This is a genomic window from Vreelandella indica (genome assembly GCF_037070225.1).
Taxonomy (GTDB): Bacteria; Pseudomonadota; Gammaproteobacteria; order Pseudomonadales; family Halomonadaceae; genus Vreelandella; species Vreelandella arctica.
Genome location: NZ_JBANSO010000029.1, coordinates 13,045 through 33,589, shown reverse-complemented (window position 1 = coordinate 33,589; position 20,545 = coordinate 13,045). Strand labels below are relative to the sequence as shown.

21 protein-coding genes and 2 pseudogenes are annotated in these 20,545 nt (G+C 53.7%); 15 read left to right on the top strand and 8 right to left on the bottom strand.

The annotated features are described in order from the left end of the window. Positions 1 to 36: 36 nt before the first annotated feature. Positions 37 to 1,260: a YbfB/YjiJ family MFS transporter gene (locus V8L71_RS17330; protein WP_336274912.1), complete on the top strand. Its 1,224-nt coding sequence runs from the start codon at positions 37 to 39 to the stop codon at positions 1,258 to 1,260. Positions 1,261 to 1,327: 67 nt separating this feature from the next. After that, the gene (locus V8L71_RS17325) at positions 1,328 to 2,791 is read left to right on the top strand and encodes a sodium-dependent transporter (protein ID WP_336274911.1); all 1,464 of its coding nucleotides are present in this window, start codon (positions 1,328 to 1,330) and stop codon (positions 2,789 to 2,791) included. On the opposite strand, the gene V8L71_RS17320 is transcribed toward V8L71_RS17325, so the two are convergent. The 4 genes from V8L71_RS17320 to V8L71_RS17305 all read right to left on the bottom strand — a co-directional run bounded on the left by V8L71_RS17320 (position 2,753) and on the right by V8L71_RS17305 (position 5,298). Beyond that, on the bottom strand, positions 2,753 to 4,111 hold the full coding sequence (locus V8L71_RS17320; protein WP_336270571.1) for a Y-family DNA polymerase: 1,359 nt from the start codon (positions 4,109 to 4,111) through the stop codon (positions 2,753 to 2,755). The genes V8L71_RS17325 and V8L71_RS17320 overlap by 39 nt on opposite strands. Then, entirely contained in the window at positions 4,108 to 4,551 is a 444-nt protein-coding gene (locus tag V8L71_RS17315; RefSeq protein ID WP_336274910.1) for a LexA family protein, read from the bottom strand. Before V8L71_RS17315 ends, V8L71_RS17320 begins: the two co-directional genes overlap by 4 nt. A gap of 298 nt (positions 4,552 to 4,849) precedes the next feature. Then, positions 4,850 to 5,041: a DUF2283 domain-containing protein gene (locus tag V8L71_RS17310; protein ID WP_336274909.1), complete on the bottom strand. Its 192-nt coding sequence runs from the start codon at positions 5,039 to 5,041 to the stop codon at positions 4,850 to 4,852. Between the two features lie 11 nt (positions 5,042 to 5,052). Then, positions 5,053 to 5,298, bottom strand: a complete 246-nt coding sequence (locus V8L71_RS17305; protein WP_336274908.1) for a DUF4258 domain-containing protein — start codon at positions 5,296 to 5,298, stop codon at positions 5,053 to 5,055. A 329-nt stretch (positions 5,299 to 5,627) separates the two neighbouring features. On the opposite strand from V8L71_RS17305, the gene glyA reads away from it, so the two are divergent. The 6 genes and pseudogenes from glyA to V8L71_RS17275 all read left to right on the top strand — a co-directional run bounded on the left by glyA (position 5,628) and on the right by V8L71_RS17275 (position 10,646). Next, complete coding sequence (gene glyA / locus V8L71_RS17300; protein WP_336269557.1) at positions 5,628 to 6,893, top strand: serine hydroxymethyltransferase; 1,266 nt, start codon at positions 5,628 to 5,630, stop codon at positions 6,891 to 6,893. 500 nt (positions 6,894 to 7,393) lie between these two features. Beyond that, a pseudogene (locus V8L71_RS20770) lies at positions 7,394 to 8,046 on the top strand (IS701 family transposase); the annotation flags it as partial. After that, positions 8,041 to 8,484, top strand: a pseudogene (locus V8L71_RS17290) (IS5 family transposase); the annotation flags it as partial. The pseudogenes V8L71_RS20770 and V8L71_RS17290, both read left to right, overlap by 6 nt. A gap of 216 nt (positions 8,485 to 8,700) precedes the next feature. Further along, positions 8,701 to 9,777 carry a helix-turn-helix domain-containing protein gene (locus V8L71_RS17285; RefSeq protein WP_336269556.1) on the top strand — a complete coding sequence of 359 codons (1,077 nt, stop codon included), beginning with the start codon at positions 8,701 to 8,703 and terminating at the stop codon, positions 9,775 to 9,777. Continuing rightward, a complete protein-coding gene (locus tag V8L71_RS17280) occupies positions 9,767 to 10,267 on the top strand; it encodes a PIN domain-containing protein (protein ID WP_336269555.1) in 501 nt (166 codons plus the stop codon). The genes V8L71_RS17285 and V8L71_RS17280 overlap by 11 nt, the downstream gene beginning before the upstream one ends. A 100-nt stretch (positions 10,268 to 10,367) precedes the next feature. Continuing rightward, positions 10,368 to 10,646, top strand: coding sequence for an RpnC/YadD family protein (locus V8L71_RS17275; RefSeq protein ID WP_336274907.1), 279 nt, complete (start codon positions 10,368 to 10,370; stop codon positions 10,644 to 10,646). Positions 10,647 to 10,980: 334 nt separating this feature from the next. Here V8L71_RS17275 and V8L71_RS17270 read toward each other — a convergent pair whose 3' ends face one another. Further along, complete coding sequence (locus V8L71_RS17270) at positions 10,981 to 11,682, bottom strand: LexA family protein (protein ID WP_336269553.1); 702 nt, start codon at positions 11,680 to 11,682, stop codon at positions 10,981 to 10,983. A gap of 171 nt (positions 11,683 to 11,853) precedes the next feature. Here V8L71_RS17270 and V8L71_RS17265 point away from each other — a divergent pair, with 171 nt between their 5' ends. The 4 genes from V8L71_RS17265 (at position 11,854) to V8L71_RS17250 (ending at position 15,458) form a co-directional block, all read left to right on the top strand. Next, on the top strand, positions 11,854 to 13,482 hold the full coding sequence (locus V8L71_RS17265) for a hypothetical protein (protein ID WP_336269552.1): 1,629 nt from the start codon (positions 11,854 to 11,856) through the stop codon (positions 13,480 to 13,482). Further along, positions 13,446 to 13,898, top strand: coding sequence for a hypothetical protein (locus V8L71_RS17260; protein ID WP_336269551.1), 453 nt, complete (start codon positions 13,446 to 13,448; stop codon positions 13,896 to 13,898). Before V8L71_RS17265 ends, V8L71_RS17260 begins: the two co-directional genes overlap by 37 nt. 213 nt (positions 13,899 to 14,111) lie before the next feature. After that, complete coding sequence (locus V8L71_RS17255) at positions 14,112 to 14,267, top strand: hypothetical protein (RefSeq protein WP_336269550.1); 156 nt, start codon at positions 14,112 to 14,114, stop codon at positions 14,265 to 14,267. 66 nt (positions 14,268 to 14,333) lie between these two features. Continuing rightward, on the top strand, positions 14,334 to 15,458 hold the full coding sequence (locus V8L71_RS17250) for an RNA-guided endonuclease InsQ/TnpB family protein (protein ID WP_336274906.1): 1,125 nt from the start codon (positions 14,334 to 14,336) through the stop codon (positions 15,456 to 15,458). Positions 15,459 to 15,722: 264 nt separating this feature from the next. Here the strand turns inward: V8L71_RS17250 and V8L71_RS17245 are convergent, their stop codons facing one another. The 3 genes from V8L71_RS17245 to V8L71_RS17235 all read right to left on the bottom strand — a co-directional run bounded on the left by V8L71_RS17245 (position 15,723) and on the right by V8L71_RS17235 (position 17,662). Beyond that, positions 15,723 to 16,196 (bottom strand): RES family NAD+ phosphorylase, encoded by a 474-nt coding sequence (locus tag V8L71_RS17245; RefSeq protein ID WP_336269548.1) that lies wholly within the window; start codon positions 16,194 to 16,196, stop codon positions 15,723 to 15,725. An 86-nt stretch (positions 16,197 to 16,282) separates the two neighbouring features. Then, positions 16,283 to 16,726 carry an Xre family toxin-antitoxin system antitoxin gene (locus V8L71_RS17240; RefSeq protein ID WP_336269547.1) on the bottom strand — a complete coding sequence of 148 codons (444 nt, stop codon included), beginning with the start codon at positions 16,724 to 16,726 and terminating at the stop codon, positions 16,283 to 16,285. Positions 16,727 to 16,927: 201 nt separating this feature from the next. Further along, positions 16,928 to 17,662, bottom strand: a complete 735-nt coding sequence (locus V8L71_RS17235; protein WP_336269546.1) for a FadR/GntR family transcriptional regulator — start codon at positions 17,660 to 17,662, stop codon at positions 16,928 to 16,930. Positions 17,663 to 18,086: 424 nt separating this feature from the next. Here V8L71_RS17235 and V8L71_RS20765 point away from each other — a divergent pair, with 424 nt between their 5' ends. The 3 genes from V8L71_RS20765 (at position 18,087) to V8L71_RS17225 (ending at position 20,544) form a co-directional block, all read left to right on the top strand. Then, positions 18,087 to 18,311: a hypothetical protein gene (locus tag V8L71_RS20765; RefSeq protein WP_431313190.1), complete on the top strand. Its 225-nt coding sequence runs from the start codon at positions 18,087 to 18,089 to the stop codon at positions 18,309 to 18,311. 25 nt (positions 18,312 to 18,336) lie between these two features. Further along, a protein-coding gene (locus tag V8L71_RS17230; RefSeq protein WP_336270105.1) for an IS3 family transposase occupies positions 18,337 to 19,499 on the top strand; the annotation gives its coding sequence in 2 pieces (ribosomal slippage) (positions 18,337 to 18,610 and positions 18,610 to 19,499; 1,164 coding nt in all). A gap of 4 nt (positions 19,500 to 19,503) precedes the next feature. Next, complete coding sequence (locus tag V8L71_RS17225; RefSeq protein ID WP_336274905.1) at positions 19,504 to 20,544, top strand: APC family permease; 1,041 nt, start codon at positions 19,504 to 19,506, stop codon at positions 20,542 to 20,544. Position 20,545: the final 1 nt, after the last annotated feature.

Here is a 20,545-nt window from a genome sequence, read left to right as displayed (position 1 = left end):
CTAACATAATAAAAGTGGTGTTTAAGGAGCAGCCCGATGACCGCAGCAACGCTAGGTTCCCAGCGCTTTAGAGTGCTATTGGCGGGCGTGTTCAGCCAGGTATTGTGTGTGGGTATCGCCCGCTTCGCCTATACGCCGTTGCTGCCGGTCATGCAGCAGCAAACCTGGATGGGCGACGCCGATGGCGGCTGGCTGGCGGCGCTCAACTACGCAGGCTATATGCTGGGGGCGGTGTTGGCCGCCACTATCCGCAGTCTCTATATCAAAGACCTCCTATTCCGCTGTGGGTTAATCCTGGCAGTGCTTACTACCGCGGGCATGGCGCTCACCGAGCACTTCTGGGTATGGGCGGGGCTGCGTTTTCTGGCGGGCCTTTCCAGCAGTGGCTCAATGTTGCTAGCGTCCGGGTTGATTCTTCACTGGCTATTGCAACACCGCCAGCGCGGCGAGCTGGGCATCCACTTTGCTGGTTTGGGCATTGGTATGGTGGTGGTCTCCGTCGCGGTTGAAATGATGCTGCAGCTTTCGTTTAGCTGGCAGACCCAGTGGTGGGGCTTTAGCCTGCTGGGGGCCGCGTTGTTGGTACCTGCCTGGTACTGGCTGCCGCGCCCGGAAAAGCAAGGTGGCGCGGCGCACACGGCGAACAGCCAACCCGCGATGCCGCCCACGCGCACCTTTATGCGCTGGATGCTGGCTGCCTATTTTTGCGCCGGTTACGGCTACGTGATCAGCGCTACCTTTCTCGTCGCGATTGTCGAGCGTGAGCCGCTGCTGGCGGGGATGGGGAATTGGACCTTTGCCCTGGCCGGTTTAGCCGCGGCCCCCGCGGTGATGCTATGGGATTTAGTCGCCCGCCGCGTCGGTTACCTGGGGGCGCTGATTATCGCCATGTGCATTCAGGTAGTGGGCATCGTACTGCCTGCGATTACCGCGAATGCAGCGGCGGTGTTGCTCAGCGCCGTGCTCTACGGCGGTACCTTCCTCGGCTGCGTCAGTCTGGTGCTAACCATGGCGGGGCGGCTTTATCCTTCAAGCCCAGCGCGGTTAATGGGGCAGATGACCCTGGCCTACGGCGTTGCCCAGATATGTGCCCCGGCCTTGACCGGCATGCTGGCCGAAGCCTCTGGCAATTACAGCCTAGGGCTTTGGTTGGCAGGCGGCTTTGTGGCCCTCGGCGCTGTGCTACTCGCCTGTTTACGCAAGGTGGATCAAACCGCCCAGCGTCTGGATGCTGCCGCCAAAGCCGCCGTATACGCGTAGGCCTGTTAGGCATTGCCCGCGAAATCCTATAGGATGAGCGCCTTTTTCTGACAGGGTAACTGGGCAAATGACCTCTTCTGGGCAACCTCGCACCCAGTGGCTAGGCCGCTGGGGGTTTATGTTGGCAGCAACCGGTTCGGCGGTTGGGCTAGGCAATATCTGGAAATTCCCCTATATCACTGGGGAGTTCGGCGGCGGTGCCTTCGTGCTGGTGTACCTGGCCTGTATTTTTGCCGTGGGTGTGCCGGTCATGATGACCGAGATCGCCTTGGGACGGCGCGGCCAGGGCAGCCCGGTGGATGCCGTTCGCCGCGTAGTCAATGAATCAGGCCGCTCGTCGGTGTGGTCGCTGATTGGCTGGATGGCCATGCTCTGCGGCTTTATGGTGCTGTCGTTTTACGTCGTCGTGGCGGGCTGGTCGTTCTCGTATCTGTGGAAGATGCTGACCGGTGGCTTAGCAGGCAGCAGCGTCGATGAGATGGCCGCCGTGTTTGGCGCCAACAACGCTAATCCGCTGAATCTCGGTTTCTGGAGTACCTTAGTGACGCTGCTCACCATGCTGATTGTGGGCAAGGGCGTACAGAAGGGGATCGAGAAGAGTGTCAGTTGGATGATGCCCGGCTTGGTAATCATGCTGGTGATCCTGATTGGCTTTGGCCTGTTTTCCGGTGGCTTTGGCGCGGCGGTTAACTTCCTGTTTTCGTTCAACGCGGGCAGCCTCTCCAGCGAAGGGCTGCTGGCAGCGCTGGGGCATGCCTTCTTTACCCTCTCACTGGCCTCCGGGGCGATTCTTACCTACGGTAGCTACCTGCCCAAGGGTGCTTCCATTGGCCGCACCACAGTCAGTGTGGCCGTGGCGGATACGGTAGTGGCGCTGATGGCGGGGCTAGCGATCTTTCCGGTGATCTTCGCCAACGGCATGGACCCCGGCGAAGGCCCAGGGCTTATTTTCATGAGCCTGCCCCTGGCCTTCCAGGCGATGCCGCTGGGCACGCTGTTTGGCATTTTGTTCTTCCTCATGCTCTCCATGGCCGCGTTGACCTCTGCCATTTCCATGGTGGAGGCTACGGTTTCCTGGCTGTGCGATAACAAAGGCATTTCGCGCCCGGCAGCTGCTTGGGGCACGGGTATTGTGCTGTGGTTGATCAGCACCCTGGCGATGCTGTCATTCAATCTGGGCGCGGATTGGACGCTGGCAGACAAAACCTTTTTCGACTGGCTGGATTACCTGACCTCGCGTTGGATGATGCCGTTGGGCGGCCTGGGCATGGTGCTGCTGGCGGGCTTTATATTGAAAAGCGACACCTTCCGCGATGAACTCGGCCTTGCGCCGCTGCCTTATGCACTATGGCTGGCCATGGTGCGCTACGTTAGCCCGCTCGGCATTGTGGTGATTTTTGTCGATGCGCTGGGTGTTTATCAGGTCTCTTTTGCAGCGCACTGGCCGTGGCTGCTGGCGATACTGGTGGTCATGGCGGCGCTTGGGGAAACCTTAAGCCCGCGGCTGCGTCACGCGCTTCGCGCTGGCTAGCGTTTGCTGCTTGCGCTGTTGCTCCTTCGCCTCGGCCGCTGCCACCGCGCCGGGGTGAGTGCCCACTTTCATCAGCTCATCCCAGCGCGTGGTAAAGCGGTTGGAACGGTGAGCACAGCGTAGCTGCCAGGCAGCTGGCGCATCGGTCATGCCAAAGCTGATGGTGCCTTGCCCCATACGCTGATTAATCTGATCGACCGTGGCCATCAAAAACGGATGGCGATCACGGGCCGGGGGATGCAGCAGCGAAAGCTGGTGCTCTTTGGCATCGACCAAATCGAGCAGCATCACACCGGCTTTCATGAACCGAAAGCGGGGGCGGTGAATCTGCTCAAGCCCCTGGCGTACGGCATCAAGAATCACACGCGTATCGTCGCTGGGCGAGGGTAGGGGGATCAGCGCTTGAGGAAAATATTGCGGCTGGTCGCGGCGGTGGCGGTTGGTGTTTAGAAACACCATCACCGCTCGGGCCATGCTGCCCTGTTCACGCAGTTTTTCAGCACTACGCTGGGCGTGACGGCGCAACGCGTTGTGCACTTCGGCAAACACGCCGGTCGGTTGGCCGAACGAGCGCGAGGTCATAATGCGCTGGCGCGGCTGGTCCAACGCATTCATTTCCAGGCAAGAGGTGCCGCGCAGCTCAAGCGCCGTGCGGGCCAGCACTACTGAAAAGCGTTTGCGCAGCCATTTTTCATCGCTTTCGCGCAAATCCCAGGCGGTGTTGATATCGCCAATCGCCAAACGCTCGGCAAGCCGACGCCCGACGCCCCACACACTGCCCACCGGGGTGCGCTTTAGCAGCGCCTCGGTGGTGTGATCCTGCCCGCTTAATAAGCAAACGCCTTCGTAGTGGGGGTCTTGCTTGGCAAGGTGATTAGCCAGTTTGGCAAGTGTATGGGTAGGGGCAAGCCCCACGCACACCGGCAATCCTAAATGACGACGAATACGCTGACGCAGTTTCCGCCCGAGTGCTTCACACTGCTCGGTGGTGAAACCTTCTAAATAGACGAACATTTCATCAATGGAGTAGGGCGCGATCTCTGGGCAGGCATCGCGGAGCAGTTGGGCCAGCCGCGCCGACATATCACCATAAAGCTCGTAGTTGGAAGAGAGCAGGTGAATCTCGCCACGCTGGCGCAGCCCTTCGAGTTTGAAGGCGGGCGTACCCATGGGAATATCCAGCGCCTTCAACTCGGCGGAACGCGCGATCACACAACCGTCATTGTTGGACATCACCCCAACGGGTTTACCGTCGAGCTTAGGCTGAAATACCCGCTCGCAGCTGACATAGAAGTTATTGGCGTCGACCAGACCAATCATCGCACGTACTCATGGATGACCGCGCGCACCACGCCCCATAGCTGACAGTCGCTGCCCTCAAGAGGCAAGGGCGGGTAGTGGGGATGGGTGGAACAGAGGTGGGGCGTTCCCTGGTAAAGCGCGTAGCGTTTAATCAACGCTTCGCCCTCCAGCATAGCGACCAGAATGTGGCCCAAGCGAGGCTCGATACCGCGGTCGACGATAAGCAGGTCACCCTCAAAAATCCCCCACCCCTCCATGCTGTTACCGGTAGCGGTGACATAAAACGTCTGGGTAGGGTTTTTAACCAACCGGGCATTGAGATCCAGCGTACACGGCTCGTAATCCTGCGCAGGCGAAGGAAAACCACTGAAACCAGCACGGCCCAAAAAGGTTAAATACGGCAGCGGCTGGGCGCTTAACGGCAAGGCGGGGGTAAAATGAGAAAGCTGGCCCGGCATTGTCGGCATCCTGACTTTTAAGGTGTATGTATGAATATACAGTATTTTTCATAGTGAAAGAAAATGCAAATAGGCGGGCAGTGCTGAGATTGCTTAACTGAGTTCGCAATGACAAAGAAGGGGCATTCGGAATGACACCGCTCCATGTCATTGCGAGGAGCGCAACGACGCGGCAATCTCAGCCAGCGGTGGCAGGAAGCCTGAGGTGCTTCGCTGCTTTCTCAGGGGATTAAGAAAGCGAGCAATCATAATGCCAGAAGGGCGTTGGAAGAAGTGAAAGATGCCAACGACTGGAGAGCTAGGCAGCGTGGCTCTTCAGCAAAGGCCAAGCTCCTTGCTTTGACGCGTCAAGGATAACAATTTCAGCAATTGAGCCGTCTTCGGCATAACTGATATGCGTATGCCAATCTTGAGAAACCTCTTTGGTAATAGGCTTCTCCGATAGATGGAGCACTAAAATATCATCGGCCTCATCATAGGTCGTTTTCATGACATTTCCTCCTAATTAAAATGGTGCATCACCGTCTTTACAATTAGCTGATCTTCCAATACCACTGCAGCACAAACAAGGTTGTCGGTGCGCTGCACGAACGCTTTAGCTATCCATAGTCTAGTTTCATCTTTAAAACGTGTCTTGCCTGTTTCCAGCAGTTCGCTGAGCTGCGCTTCGTTTAAGCCCCGCTGCTGCATACGCTCTCTTGCGTGGCGAGTAATATGCACTTCACGATTAAAGCGTTTGGAATACATGGTAGCCGCTCGTTAGGTTAAGCATCATTACGATAATCGCTCTACCTCCCCATGTCATTACGAGTAGTGCAGCGACGTGGCAATCTCAAGCAGCGGTGGCAGACTAACCCTAGATCGCCGCGCTTCGCTCGCAATGACAAAGAAGAGGCTATTCGGAATGACACCGAAAAGCGTTATTGCCCAATCGGTCAGTCTTTGCTGGCTCGCACAACATGAAGCACGCTCATGCACGACCTGACGCGGATGCGATGAAAGTAGTGTCAGGCTGCGTTATGATACCGGCCTCGCTTCTTCCATGATGATCCTTTCTCGTTACGAGGTTCCCGCCGATGTTCAGCCGTGATATGTCAATTGCCGGATTCGATGATGTGCTGTTTGATGCCATGCAAAAAGAAGTGGCGCGCCAGGAAGCCCACATCGAACTGATTGCTTCCGAAAACTACGCCAGCCCCCGCGTACTCGAAGCCCAGGGCAGCCAGCTGACCAATAAATACGCCGAAGGTTACCCCGGCAAGCGTTACTACGGCGGCTGTGAATTCGTCGATATCGCTGAAAACCTAGCGATCGATTACGCCAAAGAGCTGTTCGGCGCTACCTACGTCAACGTGCAGCCCCACTCGGGCTCGCAAGCAAACAGCGCCGTTTTCCAAGCACTGGTTAAGCCCGGCGACACCATTTTAGGCATGAGCCTGGACGCAGGTGGTCACTTGACCCACGGTGCCAAGCCGAGCTTTTCGGGCAAGCACTACAATGCCATTCAGTACGGCCTCAATGACCAAGAGCTGATCGATTACGACCAAGTGGCCCAGCTTGCTCGTGAGCACAAGCCCAAAATGATCATTGCCGGTTTCTCTGCTTATTCACAAATTGTGGATTGGGCCAAGTTCCGTGAAATCGCCGATGAAGTAGGCGCTTACTTACTGGTTGATATGGCGCACGTCTCAGGCTTGGTAGCGGCGGGTGTTTACCCGAGCCCCTTGCCCCATGCGCACGTGGTCACGTCTACCACCCACAAAACGCTGCGCGGCCCGCGTAGTGGTGTGATTCTCTCGGCCGAAAACGACGCCGATATCGAGAAGAAGCTGCAATCCGCCGTATTCCCCGGCGGCCAGGGCGGCCCGCTGATGCACGTGATCGCGGCCAAGGCAGTGTGCTTCAAAGAAGCCATGTCGCCCGAGTTCAAAACCTACCAGCAGCAGGTAGTGAAAAACGCCAAGGCAATGGCCAAGGTGTTTATCGACCGCGGTTACGACATCGTCTCCGGTGGCACCGAAGACCACCTGTTCTTGCTCTCGCTGATCAAGCAGGGCGTAACCGGTAAAGACGCTGATGCGGCGCTGGGCCGTGCCCACATCACCGTGAACAAGAATGCCGTTCCTAACGACCCGCAAAGCCCGTTCGTCACCTCCGGCCTGCGTATTGGCACCCCGGCAGTCACCACGCGCGGTTTCGGTGAAGAAGAGTGTACCCAACTGGCTGGCTGGATCTGCGACATTCTGGACGTGCTGGCCAAAGGCGAAGACACCAGCGCCATCGAAGCGAAGGTGCTGGATAAAGTAGCTGAGGTTTGCGCACGGCTGCCGGTTTATAAGTAATCAAACGCGGTAGCTCGCTCCATCCTAATCGCCCAACTTATTGGGCGATTAGGCCGTCTACCAGCAGCAATTACCCTCGGCACCTGGATGCTCGGTAATTCAAAGAGGTTAGAGATTTAATAACCCTACGCTTATCGAAAAATCTATTTAAAATCAATAAGTTAAAAATTTTTGCTTTGCAATATAACAGACCTGCTCTGCAATTTTGCAGGACATTTCATGAAATGGCTTTTCCTGCAAAATTGCAGACTTTCGATGTGACTAGTTTTGCTCTCCTTGATCACGCACTGCAAAACTGCAGTGTTGTTTTGCAAAATTGCAGAACTATTGAAATCCCTCAGCGCTTCAAAACCGGCATCTACCACTCTTAGCTTTTGCCACTTCCCACCGATAGCGGCACAAAAGTTGGTGGAGCTAGTCAAACTGCTACCAAGAAAGCTTGAGCGCTATCGCTCGGCACCCCGTTTTTTCTGCAGGTCTCTCAGCCACACCTACGCTAGTACTTGGTCGATGATACGGCTATCCGCAAGAAGGGCCGACATCGGTGGGTGTCAGCCGAATAGTTTGGAGAAGTCGGTAAGCAAGACAATTGCCAGGCCGCCGTCATCTTGTCAGTCGCTACGGAGCAGGCGAGCTTACCGGTGGCGTGGCAGCTCTATTTGCCGGCCTCCTGGACGGATAATCCCGACCGCTGTCACTAGGCCAGCGTTCCCGCCGACGTGGCCTTTGCCACCAAGCCAGACATCGCTTTGCAGCAGGTTCGTCAAACGATGGAGGCAGGCATCAAGACGGGCATCGTGTTGGCCGATGCAGCCTATGGCAAGGGAACAGCGTGGCGAGAGCAACTTGCCGACTGGGGACTGACCTACTGCGTCGGCGTGCATGAAGATCTGAGTGTCTGGGCGTCTGGCGCCAAGCCTTTACCACTACGCTGGTCGGGCGTTTGGCGTCCACCGCCCCGCTGGCAATAGACGGAGAAGTATCATCCGGTCTCGTTAGACGCCTTGGCCCAGTCGCTGAGGGCTGACGACTTCCAACAAGTCACGTGGCGGGAAGGCACCAACCAGCCGCTGACGTCCCGCTTTGCTTCAGTTCGGGTGCGAGTGAGTACCGTAAACCGGAATGGCTTCTGATCGAATGGCCCCAAGGGGCTGCCACAGAGAAAGTAGAAGCCATTGGCAAAAGCCGTGCGGGCAACACAAGCAAGATACACCTAGCTGTTGACGCTTATGGACTACCGATTGCTTTCAGGATCACCGGAGGTGACGTACACGACAGCACTGAGGCACAGGCGCTGATTGATGAGTTGCCAATAGGTGGGGCATTAGTGGCTGACAAGGGGTATGACAGTGAGCGTATCCGTGAGCAGGTCGACGCCAAGGGGATGGACTCGGTGATCCCACGCAAGCGCAACTCAAAGACAGGAAATAGCAGTTTAGACAGAGGGTTATATCACTATCGCCATCTTGTAGAGAATGCCTTTGCTCGGTTGAAGCCGTATCGCGCCATAGCGACGCGTTACGACAAGCTCAAGCGAAACTACGAAAGCATGGTGGCCTTAGCTTGTGGTTTTTTATGGCTGCCCATGTGAAACGTCAACAGACCCTAGTAGCGAAAGGCGCCAACGCCAGGCTCGTCCTGGTTAAGCACTGCCAGAAGTAACTCACCATGGCCAATGTTGTGCTTGAACCGGTTAAACGCACGATGAGCCGCATCCGAGAGCTTAGCTAGAGGTTGACGATATCAAAAAAATAAATTAATTTGTCAACCTGTGTCTTGTCAATTCGACTTGGTTAGGAGAAGCGCTATGCTCCATGATCGCATTCGCCGTGCGCGTATCCTCAAAGGGTTGTCTTTACAGCAGCTTGCGGATGCTATTGGCGATATCTCCAAGCAAGCGCTGTCCAAGTACGAGCAAGGCAAAGACACACCAAATTCAACCCGCTTGCTACAGTTGTCGGACACCTTGGGTGTTAGTCCTGAATATTTTTTCCGTCAAGAAAGCATTATGTTGGGTGAGGTCGATTTTCGTAAGCACGCCACCTTTGGGAAAAAACAACAAGAAGCGGTAAAGGAACAAGTATGTGAACATTTAGAGCGCTATTTAGCTGCCGAGCATTTGTTCAATATTGAGGCGCCTGTTCATGACTTAGCCTATTTGCGTCAGACCTTTTTTATCGAACGAATTGACGATATTGAACCAGCCGCTGAGCATCTACGTGTCCAATGGGAGTTGGGTTCAAATCCTATTGGTAACCTCACCGAGACCCTCGAAGAGCGTGGTATCAAGGTGGTGGGCTTGGCTGCGCATGATAAATTCGATGGGTTATGTGCGTTAATCAATGCCGGTACTGATGCAGTGATCGTCAGTAACACTGAGCGACCTGGAGAGCGCCAGCGCTTTAACCTTGCGCATGAGTTGGGGCACTTAGTTCTGTCAGTTCCTGAGGCAGTTCAAGGTACTCGCGAAGAAGAAAACTGGTGCCACCGATTTGCAGGGGCTTTTCTGTTCCCTGCCAAACATGTCAAGGAAGCCTTTGGTCAACAACGCAAGCAAGTGCTGCTGGATGAGTTTCTACTGGCGAAGCAAGAATGGGGCATTTCCGTTCAGGCGATATTAAGACGCCTTTACGATTTAGAAATTGTTTCACCGGGGTTCTATCAGCAAACCATGAAGCGGTGGTCAATTCAGGGTTATCGCCGTGGTGAACCTGACCCTTTGCCAAGCGAATCATCTTATCGGCTCAGACAGCTAGTGTATCGGGCACTGGCAGAGGCGTTGATTACCCCTTCTCGTGCCGCTGAATTACTGGATACGTCCTTGACTGAGATTGAGAAGGTCATGTTGAATCATCGTGCCGCTGAGGTCGCGGATGTTCAATAAGGTTGTTGTCTCAGATACCAATATATGGATCGATCTCTACCGTAGCGGTTTATTGGAGGTAGTATTTCAGCTGAAGCATCACTTCGTCACCACAGAATTTGTAATACACGAATTGAAAAGCCCGAGGGGAGAGCATCTTGTGTCATTGGGGCTTGGTGTCGAAGTGTTAGCCAGTACGGAAATGCTGACATTGTTTGATCTACGGCATACGTTGGGTAACTCCTCGCTGGCAGATGTTTCATGTTATTTTCTCGCCAAAGAACGCGGTTGGACATTGCTGACAGGGGACGGAGCATTACGCCGTTCAGGTCATAGAAGCCAGCTTGAAGTACGTGGTGTATTGTGGTTATTGGATCAGTTTCATGAAGCTGCTTTAGTGTCTCCTGATGTGCTCGTTAAAGCACTGAATGCTATGTTAGCCAATGGAGCAAGACTTCCAAAAGAAGAATGCCTGCAACGGCTGCAAGCATGGAGTGCTTTGTCACCATAAGTTTAGTAGCGAAAGGCGCCAACGGCAGGCTCGATCAGGTCAAGCACTGGCAGGAGGAACTCACCATGGCCAATGTCGCCCACGAACCGTTAAACGTGCCATGAGCCGTATCCGCGAGCTCAACGCAGATGAAGAGGCCCGCCGTTTGACGTTTGTGCGTGAGCGGGCGTTGCGGGATGAGGTGTCGTTTTTGAATGATGCGAAGCAGGACGGCCGGGAAGAAGGTCGTCAAGAAGCCGAGCAACGTGCGTTAGAAAGTAAACGCAACGCCGCTCGTAAGCTGATAGCACTGACCGAGATGAATGATCAGCTGATCGCGGAAATAGAAGAACTGCCGGTGGAAGAAGTGGAAAAGCTGCGTGTCGAGACGCAGCACTGATCCTGTCTTCCGCTCCAGTTTTCCGCCTGACGCACAAAAAAGGGCAGCCCCACGGTTGGTGGCTGCCCTTGTTGTATTTGTCTGTTTTTCTTAATTTACCTGAACATGTGCTTTTTAGTGGACGGCCAGAAAGCTGGGTCATCTTTGAAGAAAGTATGGTCTATGCTGGTTCTTAGCCTCTGCTTTAGCAATATAATAAACGGGTATTCAAGTGATCCGCCAATCGGGAGAATGCTCATGGCGGTTCGGGTATTTTCCGCAAATGGGGTAGCTGTAAAATGCTGACCCAATAAATATGCCAGCGTAACTGAACGACCTGAGCCGAAGTGAGTGTTCAGGGAAGCGATCGGTAGTACTCGATGACCTTCCCAATGACGTAATCATGAGACGTCATGGCAATGATTTCGTAGCCGGGCCGATCATTTAGCGGAACAAGGCGGCGTATCCCACCTTCGATTTCAAGTCGCCGGAATATAGGACTTGAATACCCTGGAGCTGTCGCCACGACAAAAGAGCCATGCCTTGCCTCAAGTGTGGGATCGACAGTGATCCGCGTCCCCTCCGGAAAGGAATAGCGACCGCTACCATGCATCGCATCACCTTGCACAAAGAGTGCGAAGGCTTGCGGCCCAGCTCTCTGGATGGTCTCGAACGGCACTTCTATCGTACCTCTTCGTATCTCTTCAAGCGTGCTATCTAACCTACCGACTTGCTCCCAGGTGAGGACGGGTAAGCTGGCGGCCAAATAACGGCCTTTGCCATCTTCAACTCCAGGCCGCATGGGCAGGGGGTCGTGGCCACGCAACTGGGCTTCCGTAACCCCAAAGAACTCAGCCAGTCGCTGAATCGTAAGACTCTTCGGGTCTTTGCTGCTACCGGAAAGGATGCGATGGATTGTTGGCTGCGGTACGCCCTTTTCTTCACCGAGCACCTCGTAGGTAGCCCGCGACAAGGCGTTTTCGCTGATGCCGCGTCCTTCATCGTAGCGGTGCATGAGGTGGTGCAAGGTCTGTGCAATAGAGTGATAAGAGTTCATTTATATATTGTCCAGCAATGCTGGGCATAGCGGTAATACGCATAGGTATTGATTATTATACGCTTGAGTATTATGTTAAGTGAGTCACTGGAAGTGCCCGCGGTAAATCCGCTGCGGCTTCCTTGGGCCTCAGGGCGGCCTGCCGTCTCATTACCTGGCAAGGAGCAACTTATGGGTCTCCATATCCATCTTATGGTCCAACTGCAAAGTATTGATGCTGGTGTTTGGGAGGCGGTTTATGAGGAGAGCCTGTCGCTACTGCGGCGGTTTCCCACGCCGTTGCTCCGGTTCGAAGCTTGCGAGGTGGGTGAGTATCGCCGGTATCGACTCACTGACGAGATCCTATGCGATCCAGGCACCGAACAAGAGCGCTGGATGATATCTGGCGACCGGGTAAGTGGCCGCCGTGCAGAGAGCTTTTGTCTCTACCGTCATCTTCATCGTCACCTTCATCGACCTCTTAGTCGGAGTCCGAACGCGAGCGAACCCGATGTGGATGTTCTTTGGACCGATGAGCAGGATGCTACCTACCCTGTGGGGTCGGGCATTGATATTTTCGGCAGCAAGACGCAGGGATATCCTTACCACCTGGCGGTGTTGGCAGTGGGTATTCTTTTCGAGAACCGGTTTCCGAAGCACTGCTTCGTGCATGGTCAGCTGGAAAGGGAGCCTGCCAAGCAGGCACTTTTGTGGGTGAACGCGGTACTCGGTACCGATTTTCAGTTACCTGTCTGTCTGGATGGTCGCGCGCTTCATGCGCGCTTAGCCTGCTTGTATCAAAACCAGGAACACTTGATCGAGCGCTTCCATACACTTTTTTTGGGAGATCAGCAGCAAGCCCTACAGACGCTAATATTCTATGTCGAGCCAGAGGCGTTACAGCGCTATATAGTCGCAGAGCTGGAGTGCTATCACTCGCTGTCCCAGAGAGGGGTAGGTCGGCTTTTGTCAGCGTATCTGGAGGTTACCCAAAATATTGACGACTTGATTGACCTAGTGCTGGCAACGCCTCGTTTTCAGGCAGAGCCAGGGGCCTCCCTGGAGGCACTACTCAAGATGCTCTGCCGACGGTTCGTTACCATTGACCCTGTTGAGCGCAAACCCTTGTCTGCTCTGGATCAGCCTGTGGGGCAGTTAACGACTATCGATGACGCTTTCGACCGGGTCTTCCAGACGCTGTTGGGGGAACCGTCACAAGCTCGGTTTTACCTGAGCAGGGCTGAGCTACTGGAGCGGTTTTCGGCGCGCGAGCCCGAACTGCGTGACCGGTTTCGAGAGATCATGGAAACGGAAGAGGCGGCTTGTCGTAAGGCGCTCGCCGAGATATCCACTGTGATGTCCGAGGTAGCTGTGGGCGATGAACCTCCAAGCCATGATCACCCTGGCCCAGAAAAAACTGTAGCTCCTCAGACAGAGGAACTCCTGCCCGGGGAGCGCTACCTCATTCATCAAATAGAACAACAGCGGGAAAAGAGGGATCTTGTAGAGTCAGAAGTCATAGCGGAAGTTTTGGGCGTTGCGGTGGGGCAGATGTTGTTCAACCATCCACAAACTTTCAGTTCTACCGAACCTGAGTATTACAGGAAATTGATTGGCTGGGCTGGCCAGACCAATGAAGTCGTTCTGTGGCGTGAAGCCTGGGAAGAGATCGACTGCGTGAGCGATACTGACGTTCTTAGAGTGTTAGCCGTGTTGATGCTGATCACGGAGCGGGAGGCCACCTTTCGGCAGTTCCGGACTCATACACTTGAGAACAAGCAGCTATGGCCGTACTTGATGAAAAGAGCAACCGAGAGCTAGTGGCGCTGCCGGCCCTCCAGTTGCAGTTGCTGCACGAAAAGACGGATACGGTTTATTCTTGGATAAAGAGGTTTGACTCTAAATACTGGATGAGGTGGATTATGACAAAAATTACCCATGAGCCTGTTCTGCGCGCGATGGAGCGTTTAAAAGAACTCAGTGCCGACGAAGAAACTCGCCGGTTGGCTGAGGTAAGAGAGAAAGTGTTACGAGAAAACGAAGCTGAGTACAGGGAGGCCGTATATGAGGGGCGCCTTAAAGGCGCACGAGAAAGTCTTCTTCTGCAACTCGTCGCCAAGTTTGACGAGGTCCCAGACCGGGTTAGGTCACGTATTGGCACAGCAGATTATCCACAGCTGCAATTTTGGCTGAAAAAAATTCTGTTTGCCGATAGCCTGGACGATATTTTCAAGTAGTTACATCACTCCATTATCGCCGCTTGACGCTCTAACAAAGGGCAGCCTCGGTTGGTGGGTGCCCTTGTTGTATCTGCCTGGTTTTATTTTTTATGTTGATGATTCCTCGCTCGGAAGCTCTCCGCTGTTCAGTGATGACACCATTCTGCCGGGGGCATCGCGTGGCAAGGCACCGTGCTGTGGTCGTATTGTAGTATTGAAATAGGAGTGTGCATGAGCGAGCTACTCGACCCCATCAACGACTACGTTTTCAAGCGGCTGTTTGCCGAAGCGCCTGATTTGTTGGTGGATCTGATCAACGACTTGCGCCCGGATCTGCCTGATATTACCAATAAGCGCGTAAAGCATCGCCCAATCTTCGGGCGGTGATATAAGCGCGCACCGCGTAGCGGTGCCTGGGTTGATGTTGGTAACTACCCCTGATATTTTTCCAGTATGACAAAGCGTGCCTACAAAGAACGGTTCTATCCCACCGCCGATCAGACTGTGCTACTGGCACAGTCATTCGGCTGTGCCCGTTTTGTGTGGAACAATACGCTGTCTTATCGCACCGAAGCGTATCAACAGCACGGTGAGTCAGTGCTTCACTCTGCCACGGAAAAGCGCCTGGTGGACTTGAAGGCTGAGTTTCCGTGGCTCAAAGTGGTATCGAGCGTCATCCTGCAGCAAACCCTGCGCGATCAAAAAGCCGCCTTCGACAACTTTTTTAATCCCAAGCTCCGGGCGCGCTACCCACGCTTTAAGAAAAAAGATGGACGCCAGTCGATCCGCCTCACCAAAGCCGCCTTTCGCTATCGCGATGGCGAGATCACCATTGCCAAGTCTAAAGTGCCGTTGCCGATCCGCTGGAGCCGCCCGCTTCCGAGTGCGCCGTCAAGCATCACGATTTCCCGCGATTGTGCGGGCCGCTATTTCATTAGCTGCTTGTGTGAGGTCACGCCAGAGGCATTATCAATCACGCCCAAAATGGTGGGTATTGATCTAGGCCTGACCGACCTGTTTATCACCAGCGAAGGCGAAAAGTCGGGGAACCCACGCCATCTTAAACGCTACGGGGCCAAGCTGGCCTACCTACAACGCCGGTTAGCCAAGAAACGGAAAGGATCGAACAACCGCAACAAGCTGCGCCAGAAGGTGGCGCGGCTGCATGCCAAGATCGCGGACTGCCGCCGCGATGCGCTCCATAAAGCGACCCGAACACTGATTAACGAAAACCAAGTCCTGTGTATCGAGTCGCTGAACATCAGCGGCATGGTCAAAAATCGTCATCTATCTAAGGCCATCAGTGATGCAGGCTGGGGCGAGTTTGTTCGCCAGCTTGAGTACAAAGCCGCCTGGGCGGGACGCCAGGTGGTGAAGGTCAGCCAGTGGCTCCCCAGCAGTAAAACATGCCACGGCTGCGGTCTTAAGGTCGACAAGCTGCCGCTGTCACAGCGTCACTGGCACTGCGACGGCTGTGGCGAACCGATAGATCGGGACGTTAACGCGGCAAAGAATATACGAACCGCCGGACTGGCGGGGTTAGTCTGTGGAGCGACTGGAGCGGGGATAGCGGCCTAGCCGCTGTCTAGTGAAGGCGTGTTGAAGCAGGAAGGTTCTGGGGCGACCTTAGAACCCTCGCCCAAAGCGCGAAGCGCGGCGGGCGGGGAGTGTCAGCTCTGCGTGTGCTCACTAGCGAGCGATGAACAGTGGGCGCTGCACCTTGGTTGTTAATGCGCCATCGCGAGCGACAGCGCCAACTGAAGCGTTCAATCTTGCCCGAGTATTAGTATTGTTTCCGAGATCAATATGTAGCCACTGGTTGGGGCTTTTTCCTGGTAGGAATCACTTCATGCCTTGGAATAACCGAGGGTTATAGATTTGCGTGATGGTTTTAACCAACTGGATGTTCTTGGCTTCGGGGTGCAAGGGATTCACGACAGCGATTTGATCGAGCCCGCCAGAAGCACAGCTGGGTACCTGAAGGACGAGGTTATGAGCGGTATCCAGAAAGTCGGCACCTAGGGTTTGTGTGCAAGCAGGGTAGGGGAAGTGATCCCAGTTTTCAGGCAGATCTGAAAGTTCCACGCTTTTAACTGCTGTGGTGTCGACTTCGTAAATTCCGATCACCATGTCTTTTGGCACCAGCCGGGGGTTCGGGAGGTAGTTCCCCATTTCGAGCATGACGACCGCCGCTGACGAGCCGAAATACAGTACAGGCTGGCCGGCTTTGTTCCAGCGTCCGCCGTCTCGGTAGCTTCCGCCCTGGCCGGAAAGGTCGGTTAAATAGCGTTCTTTGGTGATACGATATAACTTCACTCGGATGCCCCTAGTGTTGGCGAGTGCTAAGGGTATTTATGCTTTTTTATTGTGAGATGATTCGGTCTTCCGCATCCAGAACATTATTAGCTGAACTCTCCGAATTCGATCTTGCCCAGCACATCCCGCACCATTTCACGCCCTGTAAAAGTATCGAATAGATCGATGGGCCGAGACCCATTAAGCGCTCGAACCTCGCTGTGCAGCCACTCCTGGGCGATATCGCGATCACCGAAGACTTGTCCGGTTTCGACATACAGCTTTAGTGTATCCAGCACTTCCTCGCTTTGAGCACGACCCAGAGCCTTACGCTTGTACAAGCGATGCAGGTTGCCCGAGTCAGTCTCCAGGAGCCGAACGAAGACATCTCGATCACCACGCAGAGCATTGATCGCTCTTTGGAGTACGCGGCCAGACAAGCCTTCTCGCACAGCCCTAATGAAAGCCACCTGGTCGGCATAAACATCACGCGGGAGGCCGATATCACCCAGCATACGGGTACCACTGTTGTCTTGTTCGATGAGATCCATGCCATCCTCCTTCATATATCCGATACACAGGATGCGTCGAAATGATGTAATTTGCACGTCAATATGACGATCTTGTTTTAGGCGCATAGTGCTGTAAAACCGTTGGCTTGTTATCGGCAAGCCAATATGCCAGCCAGGACATACCAATGACGCGCGGGTTGCCCGCTTTTTCGGTTCACTAACTAGACACGATTTTGCTATCTAAAGAGGTTTTCCATCCAGCGAGTATTCCATAATGGCGAGCGTTAGAGCGAAGTGGTGCTGCGCCTCCTGAAAAGCAGCCAACCCATCGCGCTTCAGTATGGCTTCTACCAGTGCAATGTGTTCACGACGAGCTCTGGGCAATGACTCGACAGGGTAAGGCTCTGAACCGAACCCCAGTGTTGCCCGGGCTGTTAATTGTTTAGATTGTGAAGTTAAGTGCCTGTTGCCGGTCATCTCCATAATGCATTGGTGAAGTTTGTGATCAATTTCGCGAGCAAGCGACGCACACTCTGTCTGACAAAATAATTCAAGAATCTGATGCAGCTTACCAGCCTGCTCTTCGTCATGTCGCTCAGCGGCAGTCTTGGCGACTAGCCCTTCTACAAGGCAGCGATAGTCGAAGAAATCTTTCAGGTGAGGAATTTCCTGCGCGAGAATCCGGTGTGCGGTATTTAACGTCACGTCGTCAAAACTTGTGCGGGTGACGAAGGTGCCTCCTTCGCGGCCTCTTCGTGACTCTATCAGCCCCAGTGAATTGACGATTTCCAACGCCCCTCTGACGGTAACTCGACTGACATTTTGTCGTTCGGCAAGCTCACGCTCCGGTGGCAGCCTATCGCCTGCTGAGTAAGCGCCAATGGCGATGGCGGTCACAATTCTGTCAGCCAGTTCCTGCTTGGCCGAGATAGCTTCCCTCACGTAAGGAAGGCCATGTTCAGGTGACTTTTCCACCAATTTCTCCCTAAAGGTATTTGAATAATGCCTTTTATTGTGGTTTTCTTCTTAAAGGTATTATTAAGATACCTTTTGTGGCGGTCACTCAATTGAGATGCAGCCAAGAAGATAGCGCTCGCTTCGGCGTCGAGTCCAATGCTGGTTGCCGAAGAAAGTACAAATTGTGAGCCCATACGCCGTCGCAAGCTGAGAGCAATAAAGACCCATTGTATCAGGCATTACTCAACAACAATCAGGCACAAGTGCACTTAAAAATCAGGAGATCAACCGTGAGTGACAACACTCTAGAAAGTCTTGGCTATAAGCAGGAGCTCTCAAGGACGTTGGAAGTGAAGGACCTTGTTATCTATGGTCTCATTTTCATTGTTCCAATCGCTCCTTTTGGTATTTTTGGGCACGTTATGTGAGTGCCAGTGGGGGCATGATCGTAACCGCCTATATAATAGGTCTGGTAGGCATGTTGTTCACTGCTATCAGTTACTCGCAGATGGCAAAAGAATTTCCTGTGGCAGGTTCCGTCTACTCGTATGTGTCCAAAGGAACCAATAGCTTTGTCGGTTTCGTGGCAGGCTGGATCATGCTGTTGGATTACATTCTAATTCCAGCTGAAGTGGCTATAGTTTCCCGGACACACAGACGCAGGTAGTATCTCCTGCTTATAGAGGTGTGTCATGACTCAGAAGAAAACCAATTCTTATACCGACGAATTCAGAGAAGGTGCCGTCAAACTGGCGATAGAATCGAATCAGCCAGTTGCCCAGTCCGCCCGGGAACTGGGGGTGAACGTCAATACACTGCATACCTGGATCAATAAATTTCACGGCGAACCACCGCCAGGCTCCGGTAAGCAGGTAAATGACGTGCATCTGTATGAGGAGCTAAAACAGCTGCGTCGTGAAAATGCCCGACTCAAGGAGGAGCGGGAACTGTTAAAAAAGGCGGCAGCCTTCTTCGCCAAAGAATCACGCTGAAATACACCTTTATTATGCACCATCAGAGCGAATTCAGCATCGCTCTGATGTGTCGGGTGTTTGACGTTTCTCGAAGCGGTTATTACGAGTGGCAATTACGGCCGCCCAGCTTGAGAAACCAGCGAGATGAAGCGTTGAAGGCCAACATTCATAAACACCATCAAGCCAGCCGAGCGACGTATGGGACGCGACGTCTCCAGCAGAAGCTGTCTGAAGAGAATGAATCCGTCAGTCGGCGTCGCATTGGTCGATTAATGCAGGAGGAAGGTTTGGCGTGCAAAACAAGGCGCAAGTTCAGGGCAACGACGAACTCGAAACATGATAAACCCATTGCTCCCAACCTGCTGGATCGACACTTCACCACGGAGAAGCCCGATCAGGCTTATGTGGGGGATATCACCTACATACCGACGCGGGAGGGGTGGCTTTACCTGGCGGTGTTTATCGACTTGTATTCGCGCGCTGTCGTAGGTTGGTCAATGGATAGTCGCATGCCGACCTCGCTGGTCAATGATGCGCTCACCATGGCGATTTGGAAGCGTAGGCCTAATGCCGGATTACTAGTGCATAGCGACCGCGGAAGCCAGTATGCATCGGACAACTTCCAGCAGCTGCTGACGCAACATGGTTACCGGTGCAGTATGAGTCGTAAGGGAAATTGCTGGGATAATGCCCCGTCAGAAAGCTTCTTCCACACGCTAAAGACGGAACTTGTTCACCATGAAGACTTCAGGACGCGGGCTGAAGCGAAGCAAGTCATCTTCGAGTATATCGAAGTGTTTTATAACCGGGTGCGGCTGCACTCCAGCAATGGCTATATGAGTCCAGTGGACTATGAGTCAGCGCTACCAGTAGCTGCTTAGAAATATGTCCGGAAGACTGTTGCCACATCAAGCTTTGCTGTATGTGGTTGGCGCACTGGCGATACACGACATTTTTCCATCACTCTCACCGCTCGTTTTGATCGTTGCTTTCGTGATCTTCAATACCTATATCAATATCCGTGGAATTAGCTTCACCGCTGCGTTCAATCGCTGGATGTTGGTCGCTGAGCTTATCGTTCTAGCCGTATTTCTGGTGATGGGGGTGATTGCCATCAGCAATAATGTCAACGGGGCCGTTTTTTCAGTAGCTCCCGTTTATGACGCAGATAACTTTTCGTTAGGTCTTATCATTTCTGCAGTCCCGATCGCAGTGCTGAGTTTCCTTGGCTTCGATGGTATTTCTACGCTAGCTGAAGAGGCTAAAGGGGGCGGTAAAGCGGTGAGTAAGGCGATTTTTTTGGTGCTGCTAATCATCGGTGGTTTGTTTATTGCCCAAACTTGGATCGCGGCACTCATACAGCCTGATCCGACACAGTTTGATAACCTTGACACGGCGTTTTATGAAACAGCTCGCATTGCCGGAGGAGGATGGCTGGCAGTGTTAACCGCAGCAACGACCGCTATCGCCTGGGGCATCGCCGATTCGCTGGTCGCCCAGATCGCCACAGCGCGTGTCCTCTATAGCATGGGGCGTGATCGTCTACTTCCCGCTTCACTTTCTCGTGTGCATTCCCGCTTCAAAACGCCCTATGTCAGCACGCTATTGGTTGCCGTGGTGTCCATCGTAGCAGGGGGCGCTTTTATGCAACACCTTGCTCTGCTGACGTCCATTGTCACCATTGGTGCTCTGACGGCGTTTATTATTTTGAATGTCAGTACCATTTATTATTTTGTGCTTAAGAAGAAATCCTACAACGTCTTTCTTCATATTCTAAGCCCGGTGATGGCGCTGGCCGTTGTGGGGTACATCTGGAGTGGTTTTGAAGCCTATACCATTCTTATTGGTGTCGTCTGGGCCGTAATTGGGATGGGTGTCTATTATTTGGCACAAGCTCGTGGTCGCCAAGTCAAACTGGAGGTTTAAC

Excerpts from the sequence above, each read along its gene's own strand:
- V8L71_RS17330 (WP_336274912.1), top strand. The coding sequence starts at position 37 with ATGACCGCAGCAACGCTAGGTTCCCAGCGCTTTAGAGTGCTATTGGCG.
- V8L71_RS17325 (WP_336274911.1), top strand. The coding sequence starts at position 1,328 with ATGACCTCTTCTGGGCAACCTCGCACCCAGTGGCTAGGCCGCTGGGGG.
- V8L71_RS17320 (WP_336270571.1), bottom strand. The coding sequence starts at position 4,111 with ATGATTGGTCTGGTCGACGCCAATAACTTCTATGTCAGCTGCGAGCGG.
- V8L71_RS17315 (WP_336274910.1), bottom strand. The coding sequence starts at position 4,551 with ATGCCGGGCCAGCTTTCTCATTTTACCCCCGCCTTGCCGTTAAGCGCC.
- V8L71_RS17310 (WP_336274909.1), bottom strand. The coding sequence starts at position 5,041 with ATGAAAACGACCTATGATGAGGCCGATGATATTTTAGTGCTCCATCTA.
- V8L71_RS17305 (WP_336274908.1), bottom strand. The coding sequence starts at position 5,298 with ATGTATTCCAAACGCTTTAATCGTGAAGTGCATATTACTCGCCACGCA.
- glyA (WP_336269557.1), top strand. The coding sequence starts at position 5,628 with ATGTTCAGCCGTGATATGTCAATTGCCGGATTCGATGATGTGCTGTTT.
- V8L71_RS17285 (WP_336269556.1), top strand. The coding sequence starts at position 8,701 with ATGCTCCATGATCGCATTCGCCGTGCGCGTATCCTCAAAGGGTTGTCT.
- V8L71_RS17280 (WP_336269555.1), top strand. The coding sequence starts at position 9,767 with ATGTTCAATAAGGTTGTTGTCTCAGATACCAATATATGGATCGATCTC.
- V8L71_RS17275 (WP_336274907.1), top strand. The coding sequence starts at position 10,368 with ATGAGCCGTATCCGCGAGCTCAACGCAGATGAAGAGGCCCGCCGTTTG.
- V8L71_RS17270 (WP_336269553.1), bottom strand. The coding sequence starts at position 11,682 with ATGAACTCTTATCACTCTATTGCACAGACCTTGCACCACCTCATGCAC.
- V8L71_RS17265 (WP_336269552.1), top strand. The coding sequence starts at position 11,854 with ATGGGTCTCCATATCCATCTTATGGTCCAACTGCAAAGTATTGATGCT.
- V8L71_RS17260 (WP_336269551.1), top strand. The coding sequence starts at position 13,446 with ATGGCCGTACTTGATGAAAAGAGCAACCGAGAGCTAGTGGCGCTGCCG.
- V8L71_RS17255 (WP_336269550.1), top strand. The coding sequence starts at position 14,112 with ATGAGCGAGCTACTCGACCCCATCAACGACTACGTTTTCAAGCGGCTG.
- V8L71_RS17250 (WP_336274906.1), top strand. The coding sequence starts at position 14,334 with ATGACAAAGCGTGCCTACAAAGAACGGTTCTATCCCACCGCCGATCAG.
- V8L71_RS17240 (WP_336269547.1), bottom strand. The coding sequence starts at position 16,726 with ATGGATCTCATCGAACAAGACAACAGTGGTACCCGTATGCTGGGTGAT.
- V8L71_RS20765 (WP_431313190.1), top strand. The coding sequence starts at position 18,087 with ATGATCGTAACCGCCTATATAATAGGTCTGGTAGGCATGTTGTTCACT.
- V8L71_RS17225 (WP_336274905.1), top strand. The coding sequence starts at position 19,504 with ATGTCCGGAAGACTGTTGCCACATCAAGCTTTGCTGTATGTGGTTGGC.